This is a genomic window from Clostridium sp. 10cd* (genome assembly GCF_044336395.1).
Lineage (GTDB): Bacteria > Bacillota_I > Bacilli_A > Erysipelotrichales > Erysipelotrichaceae > Clostridium_AQ > Clostridium_AQ innocuum.
In genome coordinates, this window is the sequence record NZ_CP172347.1 from 3,538,773 (window position 1) to 3,557,218 (window position 18,446).

Annotated in this window: 13 protein-coding genes and 1 tRNA gene; 9 read left to right on the top strand and 5 right to left on the bottom strand. The window is 43.3% G+C overall.

What is annotated here, in order from left to right; all coding sequences use genetic code 11:
- Nucleotides 1–55 precede the first annotated feature (55 nt).
- Complete coding sequence (locus ACG3M1_RS17635; RefSeq protein ID WP_009588627.1) at nt 56–2,305, top strand: hypothetical protein; 2,250 nt, start codon at nt 56–58, stop codon at nt 2,303–2,305.
- Nucleotides 2,306–2,508: 203 nt separating this feature from the next.
- On the opposite strand, the gene gltX is transcribed toward ACG3M1_RS17635, so the two are convergent.
- Nucleotides 2,509–3,969: a glutamate--tRNA ligase gene (gltX, locus tag ACG3M1_RS17640; RefSeq protein ID WP_002609395.1), complete on the bottom strand. Its 1,461-nt coding sequence runs from the start codon at nt 3,967–3,969 to the stop codon at nt 2,509–2,511.
- Between the two features lie 116 nt (nt 3,970–4,085).
- A tRNA-Gln gene (locus ACG3M1_RS17645) sits at nt 4,086–4,161 on the bottom strand.
- A 763-nt stretch (nt 4,162–4,924) separates the two neighbouring features.
- Between ACG3M1_RS17645 and ACG3M1_RS17650 the strand changes: the two genes are divergently transcribed.
- From ACG3M1_RS17650 to ACG3M1_RS17685, 8 genes are all read left to right on the top strand, one after another.
- Nucleotides 4,925–5,407 (top strand): PTS sugar transporter subunit IIA, encoded by a 483-nt coding sequence (locus ACG3M1_RS17650; RefSeq protein ID WP_008818873.1) that lies wholly within the window; start codon nt 4,925–4,927, stop codon nt 5,405–5,407.
- A gap of 5 nt (nt 5,408–5,412) precedes the next feature.
- Entirely contained in the window at nt 5,413–6,258 is an 846-nt protein-coding gene (locus ACG3M1_RS17655; protein WP_395814362.1) for a PRD domain-containing protein, read from the top strand.
- An 82-nt stretch (nt 6,259–6,340) separates the two neighbouring features.
- The gene (locus tag ACG3M1_RS17660; RefSeq protein ID WP_009270918.1) at nt 6,341–7,738 is read left to right on the top strand and encodes a PTS transporter subunit EIIC; all 1,398 of its coding nucleotides are present in this window, start codon (nt 6,341–6,343) and stop codon (nt 7,736–7,738) included.
- A gap of 60 nt (nt 7,739–7,798) precedes the next feature.
- Complete coding sequence (locus ACG3M1_RS17665) at nt 7,799–8,689, top strand: alpha/beta hydrolase (protein WP_008818870.1); 891 nt, start codon at nt 7,799–7,801, stop codon at nt 8,687–8,689.
- Nucleotide 8,690: 1 nt separating this feature from the next.
- Nucleotides 8,691–9,581 carry an alpha/beta hydrolase gene (locus tag ACG3M1_RS17670; RefSeq protein ID WP_008818869.1) on the top strand — a complete coding sequence of 297 codons (891 nt, stop codon included), beginning with the start codon at nt 8,691–8,693 and terminating at the stop codon, nt 9,579–9,581.
- Nucleotides 9,582–9,585: 4 nt separating this feature from the next.
- Complete coding sequence (locus ACG3M1_RS17675) at nt 9,586–10,890, top strand: glycoside hydrolase family 32 protein (protein WP_008818868.1); 1,305 nt, start codon at nt 9,586–9,588, stop codon at nt 10,888–10,890.
- Complete coding sequence (locus ACG3M1_RS17680; protein ID WP_008818867.1) at nt 10,887–11,825, top strand: carbohydrate kinase family protein; 939 nt, start codon at nt 10,887–10,889, stop codon at nt 11,823–11,825. The genes ACG3M1_RS17675 and ACG3M1_RS17680 overlap by 4 nt, the downstream gene beginning before the upstream one ends.
- 453 nt (nt 11,826–12,278) lie before the next feature.
- Nucleotides 12,279–15,533, top strand: coding sequence for an SNF2-related protein (locus tag ACG3M1_RS17685; RefSeq protein ID WP_395814365.1), 3,255 nt, complete (start codon nt 12,279–12,281; stop codon nt 15,531–15,533).
- A 60-nt stretch (nt 15,534–15,593) separates the two neighbouring features.
- On the opposite strand, the gene ACG3M1_RS17690 is transcribed toward ACG3M1_RS17685, so the two are convergent.
- The 3 genes from ACG3M1_RS17690 to murI all read right to left on the bottom strand — a co-directional run bounded on the left by ACG3M1_RS17690 (nt 15,594) and on the right by murI (nt 18,174).
- Complete coding sequence (locus ACG3M1_RS17690) at nt 15,594–15,782, bottom strand: hypothetical protein (RefSeq protein ID WP_009587734.1); 189 nt, start codon at nt 15,780–15,782, stop codon at nt 15,594–15,596.
- 157 nt (nt 15,783–15,939) lie between these two features.
- Nucleotides 15,940–17,316, bottom strand: a complete 1,377-nt coding sequence (locus ACG3M1_RS17695) for an aminopeptidase (RefSeq protein WP_002607516.1) — start codon at nt 17,314–17,316, stop codon at nt 15,940–15,942.
- A gap of 78 nt (nt 17,317–17,394) precedes the next feature.
- Nucleotides 17,395–18,174 carry a glutamate racemase gene (gene murI, locus ACG3M1_RS17700; protein WP_008818865.1) on the bottom strand — a complete coding sequence of 260 codons (780 nt, stop codon included), beginning with the start codon at nt 18,172–18,174 and terminating at the stop codon, nt 17,395–17,397.
- Nucleotides 18,175–18,446: the final 272 nt, after the last annotated feature.

The following is an 18,446-nucleotide window of genomic DNA, read 5'->3' on the forward strand; positions in this document are numbered from 1 at the left end:
CGTCTTTCATGCAATGCCTGTGTCCGCGTGCAAAACGCGGGGAGTGGAGGAAACTATGAAAAAAGCACCTCGAATGAAGGATATTCAAAACCTGATTGCCAGCTATACGGCAAACGGCATTACAGCACACACCTATGATTTCAGCAGCTGTAATGCGCATGACATCGCATTGATTCTGAAAATTGATCGAACCAATGTATCCCGTGTTCTCAATCAGCTGCATCGTGAAAACCGGCTCATCAAGCTGCAGGGACGCCCTACCCTGTATCTCGACGCCGGTGTCATTCACTCATTTTCTACAGAGCCGGTTCCGTATACACTGCCGGTGGGAAGAGATATTCAGGAATACCTGCATCAGGATAAGCCTGTGCGCGTGCGGGAGCACAGCAGCAGGCAAACGCTCACCTACACCGGTATTCATGCGAACGAATCTCTGCATTCCCTGTATCAGGAGCTGTTGGCGATTCTCATGTATCCCCAAGCCCTTCAAAGCTTGGCGCTTTGTGCCCCCTATGGAGAAGGCAAGCATCATTTTCTGAAATTTTTTATAGAAAAGGCGAAGGAGCTGCAGCTGCTTGGCAGGCATACACAAATACTGGAGCATGTGCTAAGCGATGCGGCAGATGAACAGAATCAGATTTATAACATGCATCCGGAGACCCCCGCCTTCCTCATTCTGGATGTACAATGCAGTGATATGCACATTGTACAGCAGGTGGCAGAAAAGCTGCAGAAGCAGCATGCCGCCTTACACAGCAGCTGGAAAGTATGTTACCTGTTTCATGATGCAAATGCGGATATCGCACAGCTGCAGCGGTTTATAGACTATCCGATGGTGTTTCCCAGCTATGAGATGCGTACGCTGAAGGAACGTCTGGAAATCATATTCGCCGAAATACAGCGGCAGTCCGATATTCTGAATCAAACCATCTGTCTGCATAAAAATGTAATCACCTGTATGGCACTTGCAGACAAAGCATATACCACACACATTTCCCTGCAGGAGCTGCGCCGTTCCATCATACGGGCACATTACAGCTTTATTCAGCGCAAGGCCAATGTCATCGATATCACCTTTGAGCATCTGTCCGATGGTATGCTGAACAGCATTCGGGATGTATCCTCCCGCTTTGCACAGCTGCACAGTATCCTCGATCTGTTTGACGGTGATGTGCTTTATTTCATACCGCAGACCTCCTGCCGCTTCTTTACCGCACTGCATCATGCCGTCCTGAATGAGCAGCATCTGATTGACAGCAACGATGATGAGCAGATCGTTTCCATCTGTAATTCCATGCTGAAAAAGACAGAGAAAATAGAGATCAATACAATTCGCTCCATCTTTGTGAAAGAGCTTTACGATCTGATGTTCCCGCTGCTGGCATCCACCCCGCTCAAGCAGAAGGAGACGATGATCTTCGTTTTATTTGAATATCTGCAAAATCTCATAACGGAATTAAAGAATAACACCTATACCCGCAGCTTTACACCGTCACACGGTCTTGGGACAAAGCGCACGGATGCTGTTACGGAGGATATCGCACAGATCATTCAATCCAAGATGGAGGTTGTACTGCCGCAGGATGAGCGCATTCTAATCAGCACCTACCTGCAGCTGGCCATTCAAAAGCTGGAGGCCAAAACTCCGATACTGTTTGTATGCCACGGGGAGGATATCGCCGCAAATTATGAAAAATACATACGCTCAGCCAATCTTTATGAAAACTGTCATTCGCTCGATTATTCCGAAGCTTGGCGAAGAAAGGAATTTCACCTCTTCCTCGATCACGTATGCGACAGGATCCAGCAGATCGATAATCATGAGACCCTGCTGCTGTTTAGCGATATCGCTCCGTTAACAGAGATTGGCGAACAGATCAGCAGCCGACTGCATATCGATGTACAAAGCTATGCCCCTATCTCGCTTCCGCTCATTCTCAATACCATATCCGCAATGAAGCACGGACATGCACAGGAATACTACAGCCAGCCGCAGACACCAAGCTTTCCTGCTTCCTCTCTCAGTGAGAATTCCCGAACACTGATTGACCGTATTTCCCGTCAGATACTCCAGCAGTCCCTGGTCTTTCTGGATGCGAACAAGGCTTCCTCCTCTTTGATGGTTGTCCTGTTAAATATTTTGAAAAAGCTGAAGCTCGGTTATAGTGATGAAATTACCATCCGTTTTATCATACACGGTGCATTCGTCATCGAGCGTGCCATCCGCAGCGATCCCCTGCCAAACAAAAAAAACACGGGAGATTATCAATTCCCATGCCGATGTGTACAATACGATCAGTCTTGAGCTGAATGAATTGAACAATATTTTCAACATCAGTATATCCAAAGCTGAAATTGCCACGATTACACAGATCTTTCTGGAATATATGTAATCAAAAAATCGTGCGCCCCGCTTCCGGCTTATACTTTCCTATTTCATATCACAAAAAAACGGACCGCTGCGCTATACCGGCAGTTGTCCGTTTTCTTTATGTATGGATGGAAAAATCAGGCAAGCTCAGCCTCGAGCTTTTCAATCCCCTTTGCAATACGCTTCAGGGTTTCCTCTTTTCCAAGGATATGAGCGATTTCAATGGCACCGCCAGGTGTAAACTGCTTTCCGGTGATGGCAGTACGAACCGGCCATAAAATCTGCCCGTTCTTCATTTCCATCTGCTTCGGTAAAGACAGCAGCAGCTCATGCAGATTTTCTTCGCTCGACCAGTCATTCAGCTCTGACAGGGCACTTTGTGCCGCCTGCAATGCCTTATATGCAATTTCATAGGTCGTCTTCATTTTCTTATGAATATACATGGCATTATCATATTCCGGCAGCTCGTCAATGAAATCCAGACTTTCCGGAATAGAGGTCAGAATATCACATCTTGGCTGCAGAATGCGTGCAACCGCCATAATATCCACCGGTCTGTGAACGGATTCCTCGATATACGGCTTTGCCAGCTCACAGAATGTTTCCGTGCTCATCGCGCGCAGATACATACCGTTCATCCATGTCAGCTTGTCAATATCAAAAATAGCCGGTGATTTGGAAATACGCTTAATATCAAACACCTTGATCAGCTCATCCAGTGTATAGATTTCCTGCTCTGTTTCCGGTGACCATCCAAGCAGAGCGATGTAATTCAGAATCGCTTCCGGAAGATACCCTTTCTTCACAAGGTCCTGAAAGCTGGCATCCCCGTTACGCTTACTCAGCTTGTGCTGTTCATCCTTCATAACCGGTGGAACATGCACATAGGTTGGAATATCCCAGCCGAAGGACTGATAGATCAGATTATATTTTGGAGTGGAGGACAGATACTCGTTTCCACGCACAACATGCGTGATACCCATCTGGTGATCATCCACGATATTGGCAAAATTATAGGTTGGATAGCCGTCGCTTTTCAGCAGCACGGATTCATCCAGAATACTGTTATCCACCTCAATGCGGCCATACACCTCATCATCAAAATACGTTTCTCCATCGTGACGAATCGTCTGACGCACAACATATTTTTCTCCCTTGGCAATACGTTCTCTGGCTTCTTCCACAGACACATGCTTGCATGGATCATCGTATTTGAAAGAGATTCCCAGACTTTCCGCCTCTTTTCTCTGCTTTTCTATTTCTTCCTCACCGCAGAAGCAGTAATGTGCGCCTCCCAGATCAACCAGCTGATCGGCATACTCCTTATACATCGGCAGTCGCTCAGACTGTACATACGGTCCGAAATCCCCTCCGATATCCGGTCCTTCATCATGATGCAAACCGACTTCCTTCATGGTATCGTATATGATTTCGACAGCGCCTTCCACGTAACGTTCCTGATCGGTATCCTCGATACGCAGAATAAAATCTCCGTCCTCATGCTTGGCAATCAGATATTCGAACAATGCTGTTCTCAGATTTCCGATGTGCATATACCCGGTAGGACTTGGTGCAAATCTTGTTCTTACTTTTTTCATACGGGCCTTCCTTTCCATTTATTGGTTTCTATATATAGCAGCAGCTTGGCATTTCCACACAGGGTGCTTCCCCGCAATAAAACAAAAAAGTCGCCGAAGCGACTCTCGTTTTTTATTGGCTGGGGTACTTGGATTCGAACCAAGGAAATGCCAGATTCAGAGTCTGGTGCCTTACCGCTTGGCTATACCCCAATCTCTCAGCGGCAACGACATTATTCTACTTGTTTTCCATGCTTTTGTCAATAGCTTATTTTAAAAAATTCAATTTTTTTCAGAAGACGGTCCCTATTCACCGATTTATAGTATAGAAAACAGCTTATATTAGGTAAAAAAACAAAACTATCGCATAGCAGTTGTCTCATACATAAAGAAGTCCCCTCTATGGTATCCTTAATTGATTTGTTATCTTTCGATAAATTGAAACAGGAGCTGCTCACCGAAAGGTTAAAAGCAGGAAAATGGCTAATCAAATACAGATATAGCACGAGATCGGTTTTCATGACTTGTATATATAGTAGAGCACTATCATCGCTAAATTGATAATACAATGCAAAAAGAATTACCTTTCCGCATGACATATCCTTATGCAAACAGCCGCTTGAAACGCATCCTCTGAAAAGCTATCCATAATATCTGTATAAGGAATCTAAAAAAAGACGATTATCAACGAATAGAGTATGCAGACTTTCTCAAAAGAGAAACCGATAAAATGCAGGAAAGCCATACTCGCATACGGTGTATATCACCCTGCTGGGTCTCTTGCATTTTGTTATCCTATTATATTTTACATTCTCCCTTTTCACGCGATGCTTGACAGCACTTCAAAATCGTGGGATAATTTTGACGAAATCGATGAGAGTAACTCACCTGAGGCTTAACCAGAGATTTGTGCATAGTACTACGCAGTAAATGAAGGAAGCAAGGAAGATATTTGTTTTCTAGATTAGGAGCGATTATGTTCGGATTGAAAAAGAAAAGCAGAAAAGTGGAATTGGTTTCACCGGTTAACGGAAAAATGATACGCTTACGTGATGTACCGGACCAAGTTTTTGCATCTGAAATGATGGGCCCTGGAGTTGCTTTTATTTCCAACGACGGAAACATATGTTCCCCATGTGATGGTGAATTGATGACTGTATTTCCCACAAAGCATGCGATTGGAATAAAGGCAGAGAATGGAGCCGAAATACTAATTCACTTTGGAATAGATACTGTCCAATTAGAAGGAAGTTGTTTCCATCAAAAGATAGATGCAGGAAACAAAGTAAAAAAAGGTGATTTGATTATAGAAGCTGATATCGAAGCAATCCTCGAGCAAGGGTATAGCATCGATACACCTATGATTATCACAAATGCAAATGAATTCCATGTTACGATTCATCAGGCTGATGCCGTTACTGTAAACACGGCTGCAGTCATATCGATAGAAAAGAAGTAGAGCATATGGAAGTTATAAAAAAGCTGGGAAATAACGCGGCTATATGCAGGGATCATAGTGGCAGAGAACTGATTGCGATCGGATTGGGCATTGGATTTCCAAAATGTCCTTATATCTTAGATGATTTGAGTAAAATTGACCGCACGTTTTATAACGTTGATGCGGAATATCTAAGTCTGTTTGAAGATATTGATTCAAAAATCTTTCGTATTTCTGCCGATGTTATTGATTTGGCAGTTACCATGCTCAGTGTTCCCTTAAAACAAAACGCTGTATTTGCATTGGCGGATCATTTAAACTTCGCTCTTGTTCGTCTGAAAAACGGAATGATATTTACAACACCGATAGCAAATGAATTAAGAGATTTGTATCCGGTAGAAGTAAAAATCGCAAAATATACGTTAAATTTATTACATAAAAATTTAAATGTACAATTACCGGAATCCGAAATATATGCAATTGCCATGAATATTATCAATTCTGAGGAGACCTACACACGGAATAATCAAATCAGCCTTACAGCAGAATTCATTCAGGAAATCGTGAAGATTATCGAAGGACAGATGAAGGTTTCGATTGATACAAATTCATTTAATTATTCCAGATTTGCTTCTCATATGCAGTATTTATTCAGAAGAAAAAGCCAGTACAGTGAAATCAGCAGCACCAATAAAAAATTATTTGAAGTTTTGAAAAAGGAATATCCAGATACCTTTGCCTGTGTGCTGTTGATCAAAGAAATGATATTTCATAAATTTAGCTGGAGTATTGAGGATGAAGAATCCTTATATTTAATACTCCATGTAAATCGATTGTGTTCCCATGAGGGTGTAACGAATGAGTCGGCATAACCTTTGCACAATATAAACATCATCTGATGCTTATCGTGTAAAGGTTTTTATTTTATAGAAAATCAGAGAGGATAAAACTATTATGAAAAAAGATAAAGCTTTAAAAATTGCAGAAAGTGTATTAGAACAAGTCGGTGGAAAACAAAACATTGCGAAGGTGTTGCATTGTCAAACACGTCTTCGCTTCAATCTAAAGGATGAAAGCATTGCAAATCATGAAAAAATAGAAGCGGTACAAGGTGTTTTAGGTGTTGTAAGAGCCGGTGGACAGGTACAAATCGTAATAGGTCCAGAGGTAAAGGATGTATATAACGAACTGTGTGAGCTGGGTGATTTTGATAACACGGACAGAGAACCTGTTTCTGCCGCAAAAGAAAAAATCACACTGAAATCTATCGGAAATGGAATTTTAGATGCTATTTCCGGAAGCATGGGACCTGCGATTCCAGCCATCGTCGCCTCCGCATTCTTTAAAATGCTGACAGCTATTTTAGGTCCAGAGCTGTTAAATGTCATTGGTGAAGGAAACGATCTGTATACATTATTCACCTTCGTGGGAGACGCTGCATTTTATTTCTTTCCGGTAATTGTCGGCTATACAAGTGCAAAAAAATTCAATCTAAATCCGGTAATGGGGATATTGATGGGCGCAATTTTGATACATCCGACATTTGTCGGTCTGGTGGGTAAACCATTTACTGTATACGGTATTCCCTGCAATGTTCAAAGCTATGCAAGCTCCATTGTTCCGATAATTTTATCAAACTGGGTAATGTCCTATATCGCTAAATTCTTCGATCGTATCGTTCCGGGGGCAATCCGTTCTGTATTTGCACCAGCACTGACAATCGCTGCCATGCTGCCGATTGCATTATGTGTCTTCGGTCCGGCAGGAGCATTCATCGGGCAATATGTAGTAGATGCATTATTCTCGTTGGAAGGAATTGCAGGATTCATCGGGATCGGATTGATTGCGGCATTGTATCCTGTTCTGGTAATGACCGGTATGCATATGGTACTGATTACAACATTATTTCAAATTTTTGCTACCTATGGAAGTGATGGATTCGCCGCAGTAGCTGTTTCCGTCTCCAGCTTCTCTATTATGGGGGTAGGAATCGGTGCTTTCTTCCGATTGAAAAATAAAGAACAAAAGGCACTTGCCCTGTCTTATGGGATAACCGCCATCGTCGCAGGGACCTCGGAGCCGACGATTTACGGTATCTGCACAAAATACAAAAAGCCATTTATCGGACTTTTGGCAGGTGGTTTCTTAGGTGGAGCATATGCCGGTTTAACCGGTGTTGTCGATGCGACACTGGTACCATCCTCCAATGTATTTGCAGCATTATGCTTTTTAGGAGGCTCTCAGGCAAATGTAATCAACGGTATCATCGCATGTGCAATCGCTTTTATATCAACCGCTTTATTCGTTTACTTTTTCGGATTTAATAAAAACGAAAAGGATATCCAACGTTAATATCAATGCGATTAGAGAAGGAACTTCTTCCTATAGCTCAGATACACAAAGGAGTGTTCTATGATAAATACAAGGCTTACATTACCGAGTGGTGCGTATGCTGATACGTATATTATGGATTCGGAAATCAATTATCGTGAATACAGAAAGCGACCTGCAATCCTTGTGGCACCGGGTGGCGCGTATGCCGTTCATGCGACAAAGGAAAGTGAACCGGTGGCTATTCAATTCATGCAAATGGGGTATCAGGTATTTGTTTTAAAATATTCGGTAGGCTCAGATCGCTCGCGACCGGAAAAAGGCATTATAAAATCCGCAGTATATCCGCTGCAAGCTGTTGAAATGCTGGAAGCTTTACATATTGTAAAAGAGCATGCCGATGAATGGAACATAGATAAAAACCGAATTTTCTTAATGGGATTTTCTGCAGGCGGACATGTGTGTGCGTCTTGTGGTGTACGATGGAATGACCCCGCAATCGTAAAGCAATTAAGCTTTCGCCCGAAAAAAGATGAACTGAAGGCAGCCGGAATTGTTTTAGGCTATCCGTTCCTGGTTCCGAATAGTGATGAATTTTTCAAAAAGCATCCTTTAAAAGCTGTCGAAAAGGTACAGCATATTATGAATTATGTTCTTTATCAATCAGATTTTCCATCACAGAAGGATGTCGAAAAAGTGAATTTGATAAATTATATTTCACAGGATACCGTACCGATGTTTCTCTGGCATTCCATTGATGATCCAGTCATTGATGCTGGAAATTCCACACGCTTTATTTCAAAGCTGTTGGAATATGGCATATCTGCGGAGTATCATTTATTTGGTCATGGCGAGCATGGAAAAGCATTGGAAAACAGTTTAACGCATAAAAGGGATGAGATGATCGATCATCATTTGAACAGTTGGATTTCTCTGGCAGATTATTGGATGAACAGGATAGGTGAAAAGTAAGATGAGAAAAGAAGACTATACGATTTTTGAATATCGAATGAGCAAAGAAATAAAATATGCTGATCTGATTTATAATGAAAAAATGAATGGTATATTCGAAAAAGTCTGTGTAAAAACAAAAACCGCAGGATATGTGGATATGTCGATTTATCGTCCCTTGAGTTGGGATGGGAAGCAGATTTTAAAGCCGGTATTTAACTTTCATGGTGGAGGCAATGTATTGGGATACTATGAGCAGGATGGAAAATATTGCCGTTTATTGGCGGATTTAACCGGCTGTGCTATCTTTAATGTAGACTATGTTGTTGCCCCGGAATTTAAATATCCAAAGCCTTTATTTTCCAGCTATGAAGCAATCGCTGAAATACGAAAACGCTGTGATGAAGTAAGGATTGATAAAGAGCATGTTGTCGTAATGGGACATAGTGCAGGCGGTTATATTTCCGCCTGCTTGACACTGATTGACCGAGACAGAAAAGAACTCGGTATCAAAGGAGCCATTTTAGATTATCCGCCATTGCGACAGGAAATCCGTGCAGAATTCAGAAAAGCGAAGGACCCTTCAAAGGCGATATCCGAAAATAGAATGCTGCAGTATATCAACTGGTATTATAATAGCTTTGATGAGCTGAATGATGAACTCGCCTCTCCCCTACTCGCTGATTTGCATGATTTGCCGAAAACCCTGATCCTGAGTGCGGAATACGATTCTTTAAAAAATGAAGAAAAGGCATATGCAGATAAAATGCAGAAGGCGGGAGGAGATGTAACCTATGTTGAATTTGCAAATTGCCGCCATGGCTTCACCCATGAATGGTTTGATGAATTTATGCCAGAGGAATCCGAAAAAGCATGGAATATGATGGCAGCATTTATCAGAGGGATAATGTAGAAGCATGGCGCAGAAGAACTTAAACTATCATGTAATGCCTCGAAGGGGCTGGCTGAATGATCCGAACGGCTTGGTTTATTTTAAAGGAAATTATCACATTTTCTACCAGGCAGATGAAAACAGTATGGATGGAAGTGTCAATAAAGCATGGGGTCATTATGCAACGAAGGATTTTCAAACATATACACGTCATGCTACGGCTGTTTCTCCGGATTCCAAATACGATAAGAACGGCGCATATTCAGGAAGTGCAATCATCAGAGATGACATACTGTATGTATTTTATACCGGTAATGTAAAATATGAGGGCCCCTATGATTTTATTCATGAGGGAAGAGAGCATAATGTAATGCGAGTGGAAAGCCGTGATGGAATAACCTTTGAACATAAAAAATGTTTACTGCGAAACAGTGACTTTCCAAAGGATTGTACAAGGCATGTCAGAGATCCCAAGCTGTTTATGAAGGATGGCCGCTATCATTTAATTTTAGGTGCAAGATTGAAAAATGACACCGGCTGTGTATTGGAGTATGTGAGTGATGATTTAGAATCATGGAAGTATGCTCATCGCTATGTACCGGCAAAAGATACAGGATTCATGATAGAATGTCCGGACTACCTGCAATTACAAGGAGAAGCATTCCTTTTATGCAGTCCGCAGGGTTTAAAAAAGCAGGGCTATGAATTTCATAATGTATATGATTGCGGATATTATAAAATCAGCAATCGGCAACTGATTGATTATCAGACACTTGATTATGGATTTGATTTTTACGCAGCGCAAACGTTTTACAACGCAGATCGTAATATACTGATTGCCTGGATTGGGATGCCGGATAATGCATATATCGATCGTTATGAAGCATGGAATCAGACCCTGACGATGCCCCGCTCCATTTTCTTTGATAAGCGAATCATCCAAAAGCCGATACAGGAAATCCTGGATTTGAGAACAGATAGGAAGCTGTATACGAATGATTTTGTAATCGGTAAATCCTGCAATATCGAATGGGATGCAGACTCCGATTTTTCGCTACAAATGAATGCGATACGCTGCGTGTATAGAAATCATAAATTCACACTGGATTTATCTGCATGCAGCTGCAATCGGCAGGAAAGATGCATTACGCCCATAGAAATCCGTCATGTTTCTGTATTCATTGATGAATCTGTATTGGAAATTTTCATCAATGAAGGTGAATACACAATGACCTCACGATTTTATGATGATGAGCACAGCTTACACGTAACAAGCGAGAATATAAAGCGATTTGTAACATACAACATGAGAGGATTCAATATACTATGAAAAAATTATTAGCAATCGGAGAAGCGTTGATTGATATGATTCCAAGCAATACAGGAAGAATTATGGATGTAGAAGGCTTTCAACCAAAAGTCGGAGGGGCACCGTTGAATGTATGCGGAGCATATACCGCATTAGGTGGAGAAAGCGCTATGATTACCATGCTTGGCAAGGATGCCTTTGGTGAAAAAATCATAAAGGAAATGCAACGATTCCATATTCATACAGAGTATATAAAACAAACGAATGCCGCAAATACATCTTTGGCATTTGTAGCCCTGGACGAACATGCAAATCGAGAGTTTTCATTTTATCGGAATATGGGTGCGGATATGCTTTTATCAGAGAAGGATATAGAGGAAAGCTGGTTTGAAGATTGCTATGGTTTGCATTTCTGTTCGGTTTCCCTTGGTGATTTCCCTATGAAAAAAGCTCATAATCGAGCATTGGAACTGGCAAAGAGGAAAAATCTACTTGTATCCTTTGATCCGAATGTCCGTCTTCCTTTATTCGACGATCACGAATATCTGAGAAGAACGATTCACGAATATATGCACTTTGCTGATATCTTAAAAATCAGTGATGAAGAGGTTTCCTTTATATTTGGAAGCGATCATATAGAAGAACATGTACAATATATATTTGATTCCGGTGTAAAATTACTGATTTACACTGCCGGAAAAGACGGTGCAGCTGCCTATACGAAATACAATACGGCATACGCGGATGGTATTGAGGTAAAAGCAGTTGATACCACCGGTGCAGGAGATGGTTTTATCGGATGTTTACTGTATCATCTATCCAAAGATGATATTCATGCTTCTGATTTGGATGGATTAAGCGAACACCAATTAAAAAGCTACTTGGATATGTGTAATAAATTTTGCAGTATTTCTGTAACAAAGGAAGGTGCTATCGCAAGCTATCCATCCCGGTAGGATTCACGTTAGGCTATCATCAAAAGCATCCTGTAAGCAAAACCCGCCCACACAGCGTTGTGTGTTTCTGTGGTATCTGTTTTACAGGATGCTTTTTACAATATACGAAAAGCCGATTCCATTGATAACGTACAGTTCTTTTCCATTGGAATTAGAAGGCTTTCACTATGCATGCTCATTTGCTTGAACATACTTTGCGCTGGATATAGCGGTACAAAATATGAACGCATCCTCCCTCTTTTCGCGAGGATGTGCTTTCATTTACTGACAGCTTGCAGATCGCAGTTGAATGACATGTTGACTATATGCTTTTTGACATATTCTTGGCAAGGTAAGGTTCTCATATGGGGTTCGTATCTTTGTGCAATCCCCATTAACAAATAAAACCACATTTCCATACTTTCGTACAGTTGTGTTTTCTGGTACAATAGCAGAAGATACAGGAGGGATCTCATGAAGATACTTGATTCTGAAATTCAGCGTTTTTTCAATACCAAAAACTGGAAGATCGCATTGCGTTACCATGATCAGGATGTTGTGGATGAAATTGTGATTAAGGAAAGCATTCCTGGCTTTCTATATGAAATAAATGCTGTCGTTAACGTGTACGGATACGAGAATCACTGCACCGTTCTGCTGAATAGTGCGGGTGAAATTCTGGATTTCTCCTGTGAATGTCCGTATTGCGAGCAGCAGGAGCTTGCCTGTGGACATATCGGTGTTGTCCTGCTGATTGTGTACGATCTAAAGCCGGAGTCCTTCCCCTTCACCTACAGCCCGCTGAACCAGAGGGAGGATGCCTTTCGCCGCTATCTGGAGCAGCAGATGCTGGAGCGCTCGCGTTCCTTTATCGACCGCTACGCCCGAAAGGATCTGGCGAAATTTCAGGCGAACACTCTTCTTGAGAAGGTACAGCTGCACGCTCATGCCGTATATGACCATGAGCTTACACTGGATTTTAAGATTGGTATTCAACGAAAATATGTCATACGCAGCATCAGCGGATTTCTTGATGCCATAGACAGGCAGCTGGAAGTTGATTACGGGCGCCAGCTGAAATTCACTCATCACATGCAGGCCTTTGATGAAGCTGCTCAGGCACAGATCAATTTTTTAAAGCAGTATGTCAAGGAGCATGAAACACAGTATTCCTATGGCTACGGCTCCAGCCGCAAGCAGATTACAATTGATTCAAAATCGATGGATGATTTTTATGAGCTTTACAGCAATGATGCCACGGAGTGCATCGATCTGCAGTTTGCGGATGAAGACCGGCAGGAAATCGGACTGCGCATCGATATGCAGGAGGACTTTTTTGTCATCACCACGCTGCTGTCCCTCGATCAGCTTCTGCGTGGAGAAAACCGCTGGTATTATATGGAAGACGGTGTTCTGCAGCGCTTTTCCTCGGTGCTGAGCGAACAGCTGCATGATATGCTGGAGGAGCTGCGTGAGGATCGTCAGATTCTGATACATAAGGATGATATGATCCGCTTCTGTACCTATGTCATTCCGGCAATACGGGAATACGTGCATTTTGAAGGTATTTCTCTGGATACCTTTATGCCGTATCCAATGGAGATTGACTGCTATGTCGATTTGGAGGATAACGGTGATATCTCCATCCGCCTGCTCTATCATTACGAGGACAGCCCCTCCCAGAATGCGTTTGCACCGCATGCCGATTCCTCTTTGGAGCTGGATCATATCCGCCAGTATATCGAAACCTATGCAACACGTCTGGATCCGGATTCCCATATAGCCTATATTGATGAGCATGCCGTATATGCACAGGCATTTGTCAAACAGGGGCTGGAATACCTGAATCAGATGTGCACTGTATATATCAGTGATGCGCTGAAGCAGATGGAGGCACCGAAAAAGGTACATATGAATGTTGGTGTCCGTATGAAAAACCGTCTGCTGGAGCTGGATGTCACGAGTGTGGATATTCCAAGAGATGAATTATACAGTGTTTTGCGTTCTTATCGTAAAAAGAAAAAATATCACCGACTCAAAAACGGCGACCTCATTTATCTGCAATCCGAGGGTCTGCAGGAAACCGACGAGCTGCTGCAGCAGCTGCATCTGACACCGCAGGATTTAAAAAATCATACCCTGCAGGTGGATACGTTCCATGCCTTTCAGCTGGATGATTTCGCAGAGCACAGCGATCATGTCGAGGTCATGCGGGGAACTGCCTTCCATACGATGATGGAACAGCTGCGCAGTGTGGAAGCCGGAGCCTATCCATTGAACCCGCATTATGATGCCATCCTGCGCGATTACCAGAAAACAGGCTACCAGTGGCTGAAAACAATGAGCGCCTATGGATTCGGCGGTATCCTCGCTGATGATATGGGTCTGGGAAAAACACTTCAGGTCATTGCATGGCTGGAAAGCATGCATCAGGATCATGATCTTCCCTGCTCCATCGTCATCTGCCCTGCCTCTTTGATTTACAACTGGAAGGATGAGATTCAGAAATTTGCCGTTGATCTGCGTGCCCTTTGCATACAGGGAACCAATACGCAGCGCCAGCAGAAAATCAGAGAGCTGCACGGATATGATGTCATCATCACCAGCTATGATTATCTGCGCAGAGATTATGAGCGCTATGACGGGCACACCTTTACCGCCATTCTGCTGGATGAAGCGCAGTATATCAAAAACCATACAACCAAAAATGCGATTGCAGTGAAGCAGCTGAAGGGCTCCTACCGGTTTGCATTAACCGGAACACCGATTGAAAATTCCCTTTCCGAGCTGTGGAGTATCTTTGATTTCCTAATGCCGGGTTATCTGTATAACTATCATCGCTTCCGTGAGCTGTTTGAACGTGAAATTATCAAAAACGGGAATGAGAAGGCACAGACACAGCTGAAGCGTATGGTGGAGCCGTTTATTCTGCGAAGGATCAAGAAGGATGTGCTGCAGGATCTTCCGGATAAGATGGAACAGGTATATTTTCAGGAATTCAATGCAGAGGAAAAGAAAATCTATTATGCCAATCTGGTATCCATCAATCAGGATTTACAAAAGAAAATGCAGATGGAGGAGGTTGATAAATTTCAGGTACTGGCCATGATGACCAGACTCCGGGAAATCTGCTGTGATGCGCGTTTGCTGTATGAAAATGTCACGCTGCCCTCTACCAAGCTTCGCGGCTGTATGGATCTGCTGCTAAACGCCCGAAACAGCGGCCGCCGTGTATTGCTGTTTTCCAGCTTCACCTCCATGCTGGAGCTGATTGAGGAACAGCTGAGTGTAGAAAATATACGGTATCTGAAGCTGACAGGGGAAACAAAAAAGGAGCTGCGGCATGCCTATGTGGAAAAATTTCAGAACGGGGAAGCTGACGTCTTCCTGATTTCATTAAAGGCAGGCGGCACCGGCTTGAATCTGACCAATGCAGAAATCGTCATTCATTATGACCCGTGGTGGAACCTTTCCGCCCAGAATCAGGCAACCGACCGCGCCTATCGCATCGGTCAGACGAAGGATGTACAGGTATATAAGCTGATTATGAAGGATACCATCGAGGAAAAGATCATGAAGCTGCAGGAGCGAAAGCATATCCTGAGCGACACCTTCATCAGCAGCAGTGAATCAAGCATTACCAGCATGAGCAAGGACGAAATCATGGATTTGTTTACGATGGAGCCCTTTGTACAGGAAGCGGATTTTGATGAAGCCTATGCCGATTAACATCCCTCCCTTCTTGCGGGTTCAGGAAAGCTTCCTTTATACAATAATACATATAGAAAATCAGACGGCTGTCAAAGCAGCCGTTTTTCTTTGCGGCATAAGCTCTGTTGAAGGCACGCCACCATAGATAATCTTATAGCGAATATAAAGCAAAGCGTATCTATCAGATGTTACAAACCGGTTATTCATGACCATGTCCCCTAATGCATCGTCAATACATACTGCAGGAACCATATCAGCCGTATTCATAGTATGCTCTGATTGGAACCACCGCTCCTTATAGCTCCTTCATCCCCCGGCAGGTAATTGCCGTATTCTTATCCGCTATTATGGAGTAACAAAAAGCTGTACAGATGAAGTATACAAGTGTATATCATCCATACAGCATTGACGGTATATAGAAAGCTTATGCGTGCTTCAGGAATGCCTTATAGCCCTTAGTCGCTTCCCAGATATCAATTTTGCTGGCAATCTCCCATGGTGCGTGCATATTGTGCAGTGCGATACCGCTGTCAATGACCTCCATGTTATACTGTGCCAGAATATAGGCGATTGTTCCTCCGCCGCCCTGGTCAACCTTACCAAGCTCTGCAGTCTGGAAGGTTACATTTTCAGAATCCATGATGTTTCTCAGCTCTGCCATATATTCAGCATTGGCATCATTGCAGCCACCCTTACCGCGGGAGCCTGTATATTTATTGAATACCAGACCATGTCCCATGAATGCAGAGTTTTTCTCTTCGTTTACTGCAGCATAATTCGGATCAAACGCAGCAGAAACATCACTGCTCAGCATCTTGGAATTTTTCAGTGCACGACGCACATTCAGCTCGCTGTACTCACCAAGACGATCCATAACCTCTGCCACGGTGTTTTCAAAGAAGCGGGAATGCTGACCGGTAGCACCGATGCTTCCGACCTCTTCCTTATCAACCAGCAGTGTCACAGCCGTGCGTTTAACGGATTCTGTTTCCAGCTGTGCCATCATAGAGGTATAGGCGCAGATGCGATCATCATGTCCGTATCCGGCCACCATACTGCGATCCAGACCGTAATCTCTTGCCTTTCCGGCAGGTACGACCTCGATTTCCGCAGATACAAAATCATCCTCTTCAAAATCATATTTTTCCTTCAGCAGCTTCAGAATGTTTGCCTTGACAGCATCCTTTTCCTCACCATCCAGCGGCATGCTTCCGATGGTTACATTCAGGTCTTCACCCTCGATGACGTTGCTTGCCTTTTTGCTCATCTGATCCGCTGACAGGTGTACCAGCAGATCGCTGATTCCTACGATTGGATCGCTGTCATCCTCACCGATATTCAGCTCGATAACCGTTCCGTCCTTCTTCACGACTACACCATGCAGCGCCAGCGGCAGGGTTACCCACTGATACTTTTTGATACCGCCGTAATAATGCGTATCCAGCATTGCGAATTCCTTATCCTCATACAAAGGATTCTGTTTGATATCCAGACGCGGAGAATCCACATGTGCTCCCAGAATATTGCATCCGGCAGCCATCGGCTCCTCACCGATCAGAAACAGTGCAATTCCCTTGCCCATATTGTTGGCATACACCTTATCACCGCTTTTCAGCGTTTCTTTGTTTTTGATGACATCCTCCAGATTGCGATATCCGTAGGTTTCCGCAATCCGGATACTTTCACTTACACATTCACGTTCAGTCTTGCAGTCGGAAATATATTTTTTATATCCTTCACAATATTCGAATACTTCCTTCAATCCTGCTTCATCATACTTTTTCCAAGCATTTTCTCTCATAGTCTACCTCCGTTGTTCACTGTCTTCTATTATAATTCGTATTCATGATAAAGACAACTCCAATACTGCCGATTTACCTTATCTTTCCAGAAGCTCGCGGGAAAGCTTCAGAATAGCCTCCTTGTTCAGGGAATTGTATATGCGTACCTCACCTGCGGCAGAGGAAGGCTTTCTGCAAACGCCTCGTTCCTGCAGCAGCTCCTGCACATGACGTGCAGTACCTGCATTGCCATCCACAAGTGCGATATGATCACCGATGAGATTTCGAAGCTGGCTGCGGTAGAACACAAAATGTGTACAGCCCAGGACAATGCTGTCCATGCGTTCCATATCGTAGGGCTTTAGGTATTCACGAAGCGCACTGTTTACCGCTGCTTCATCCTCCAGTCTGCCCGCCTCAACAAGCTCCACCAGCTTTGGACACGGTTGCCGGTAAATGGTATTATCTTCATCAAAGCGGGACATCAGCTGTTCAAACTTTTTTTCCTTCAGTGTAAACTGTGTTGCGAGTACAAGAACATGCTGCTGATGTCTGCCATCTACAGCGGGCTTTAATGCCGGTTCCATTCCGACAATCGGAAGATCGGGATACAGGGTGCGAAGCTCCTTCACACAGGCACTGGTTGCCGTATTGCAGGCAATGACAACGGCCTTGACACCCTGGCTGATAAAAAACGCACAGATGCTGCGACAACGCTTCGTTATTTCCTCTTTTGTTTTTACACCATAGGGAGCAAAGCTGGAATCACCGTAATAGAGGTAATCCTCCTGCGGCATAAGAGAACGCAGTTCCTTCAACACGCTGATTCCTCCCAGACCTGAGTCAAAGACACCAATCGCCTTGTCTATGCTGGACATATGTATCAACCTCCAAAATCATATACAATAAACATTATACCCTTTTTTTGGAAAGCTTGCATCTGTTTTGAAGAAAATCAGACACGTTTGCAAAGGAGTAACGATAGTCAGGTAGAACACGCTTCTTTCGGCATAGAGCCAGCCGGCAAACAGTTCATTGTATCAGCGGTTGTATGGAAAGAAAAAAGCAGCTGTATGCGATACAGTTAGAAAGACAGCCGCAAGGTGCTCTTACAAATAGAAACATTCCCGCACACAGAAACAGAACATAT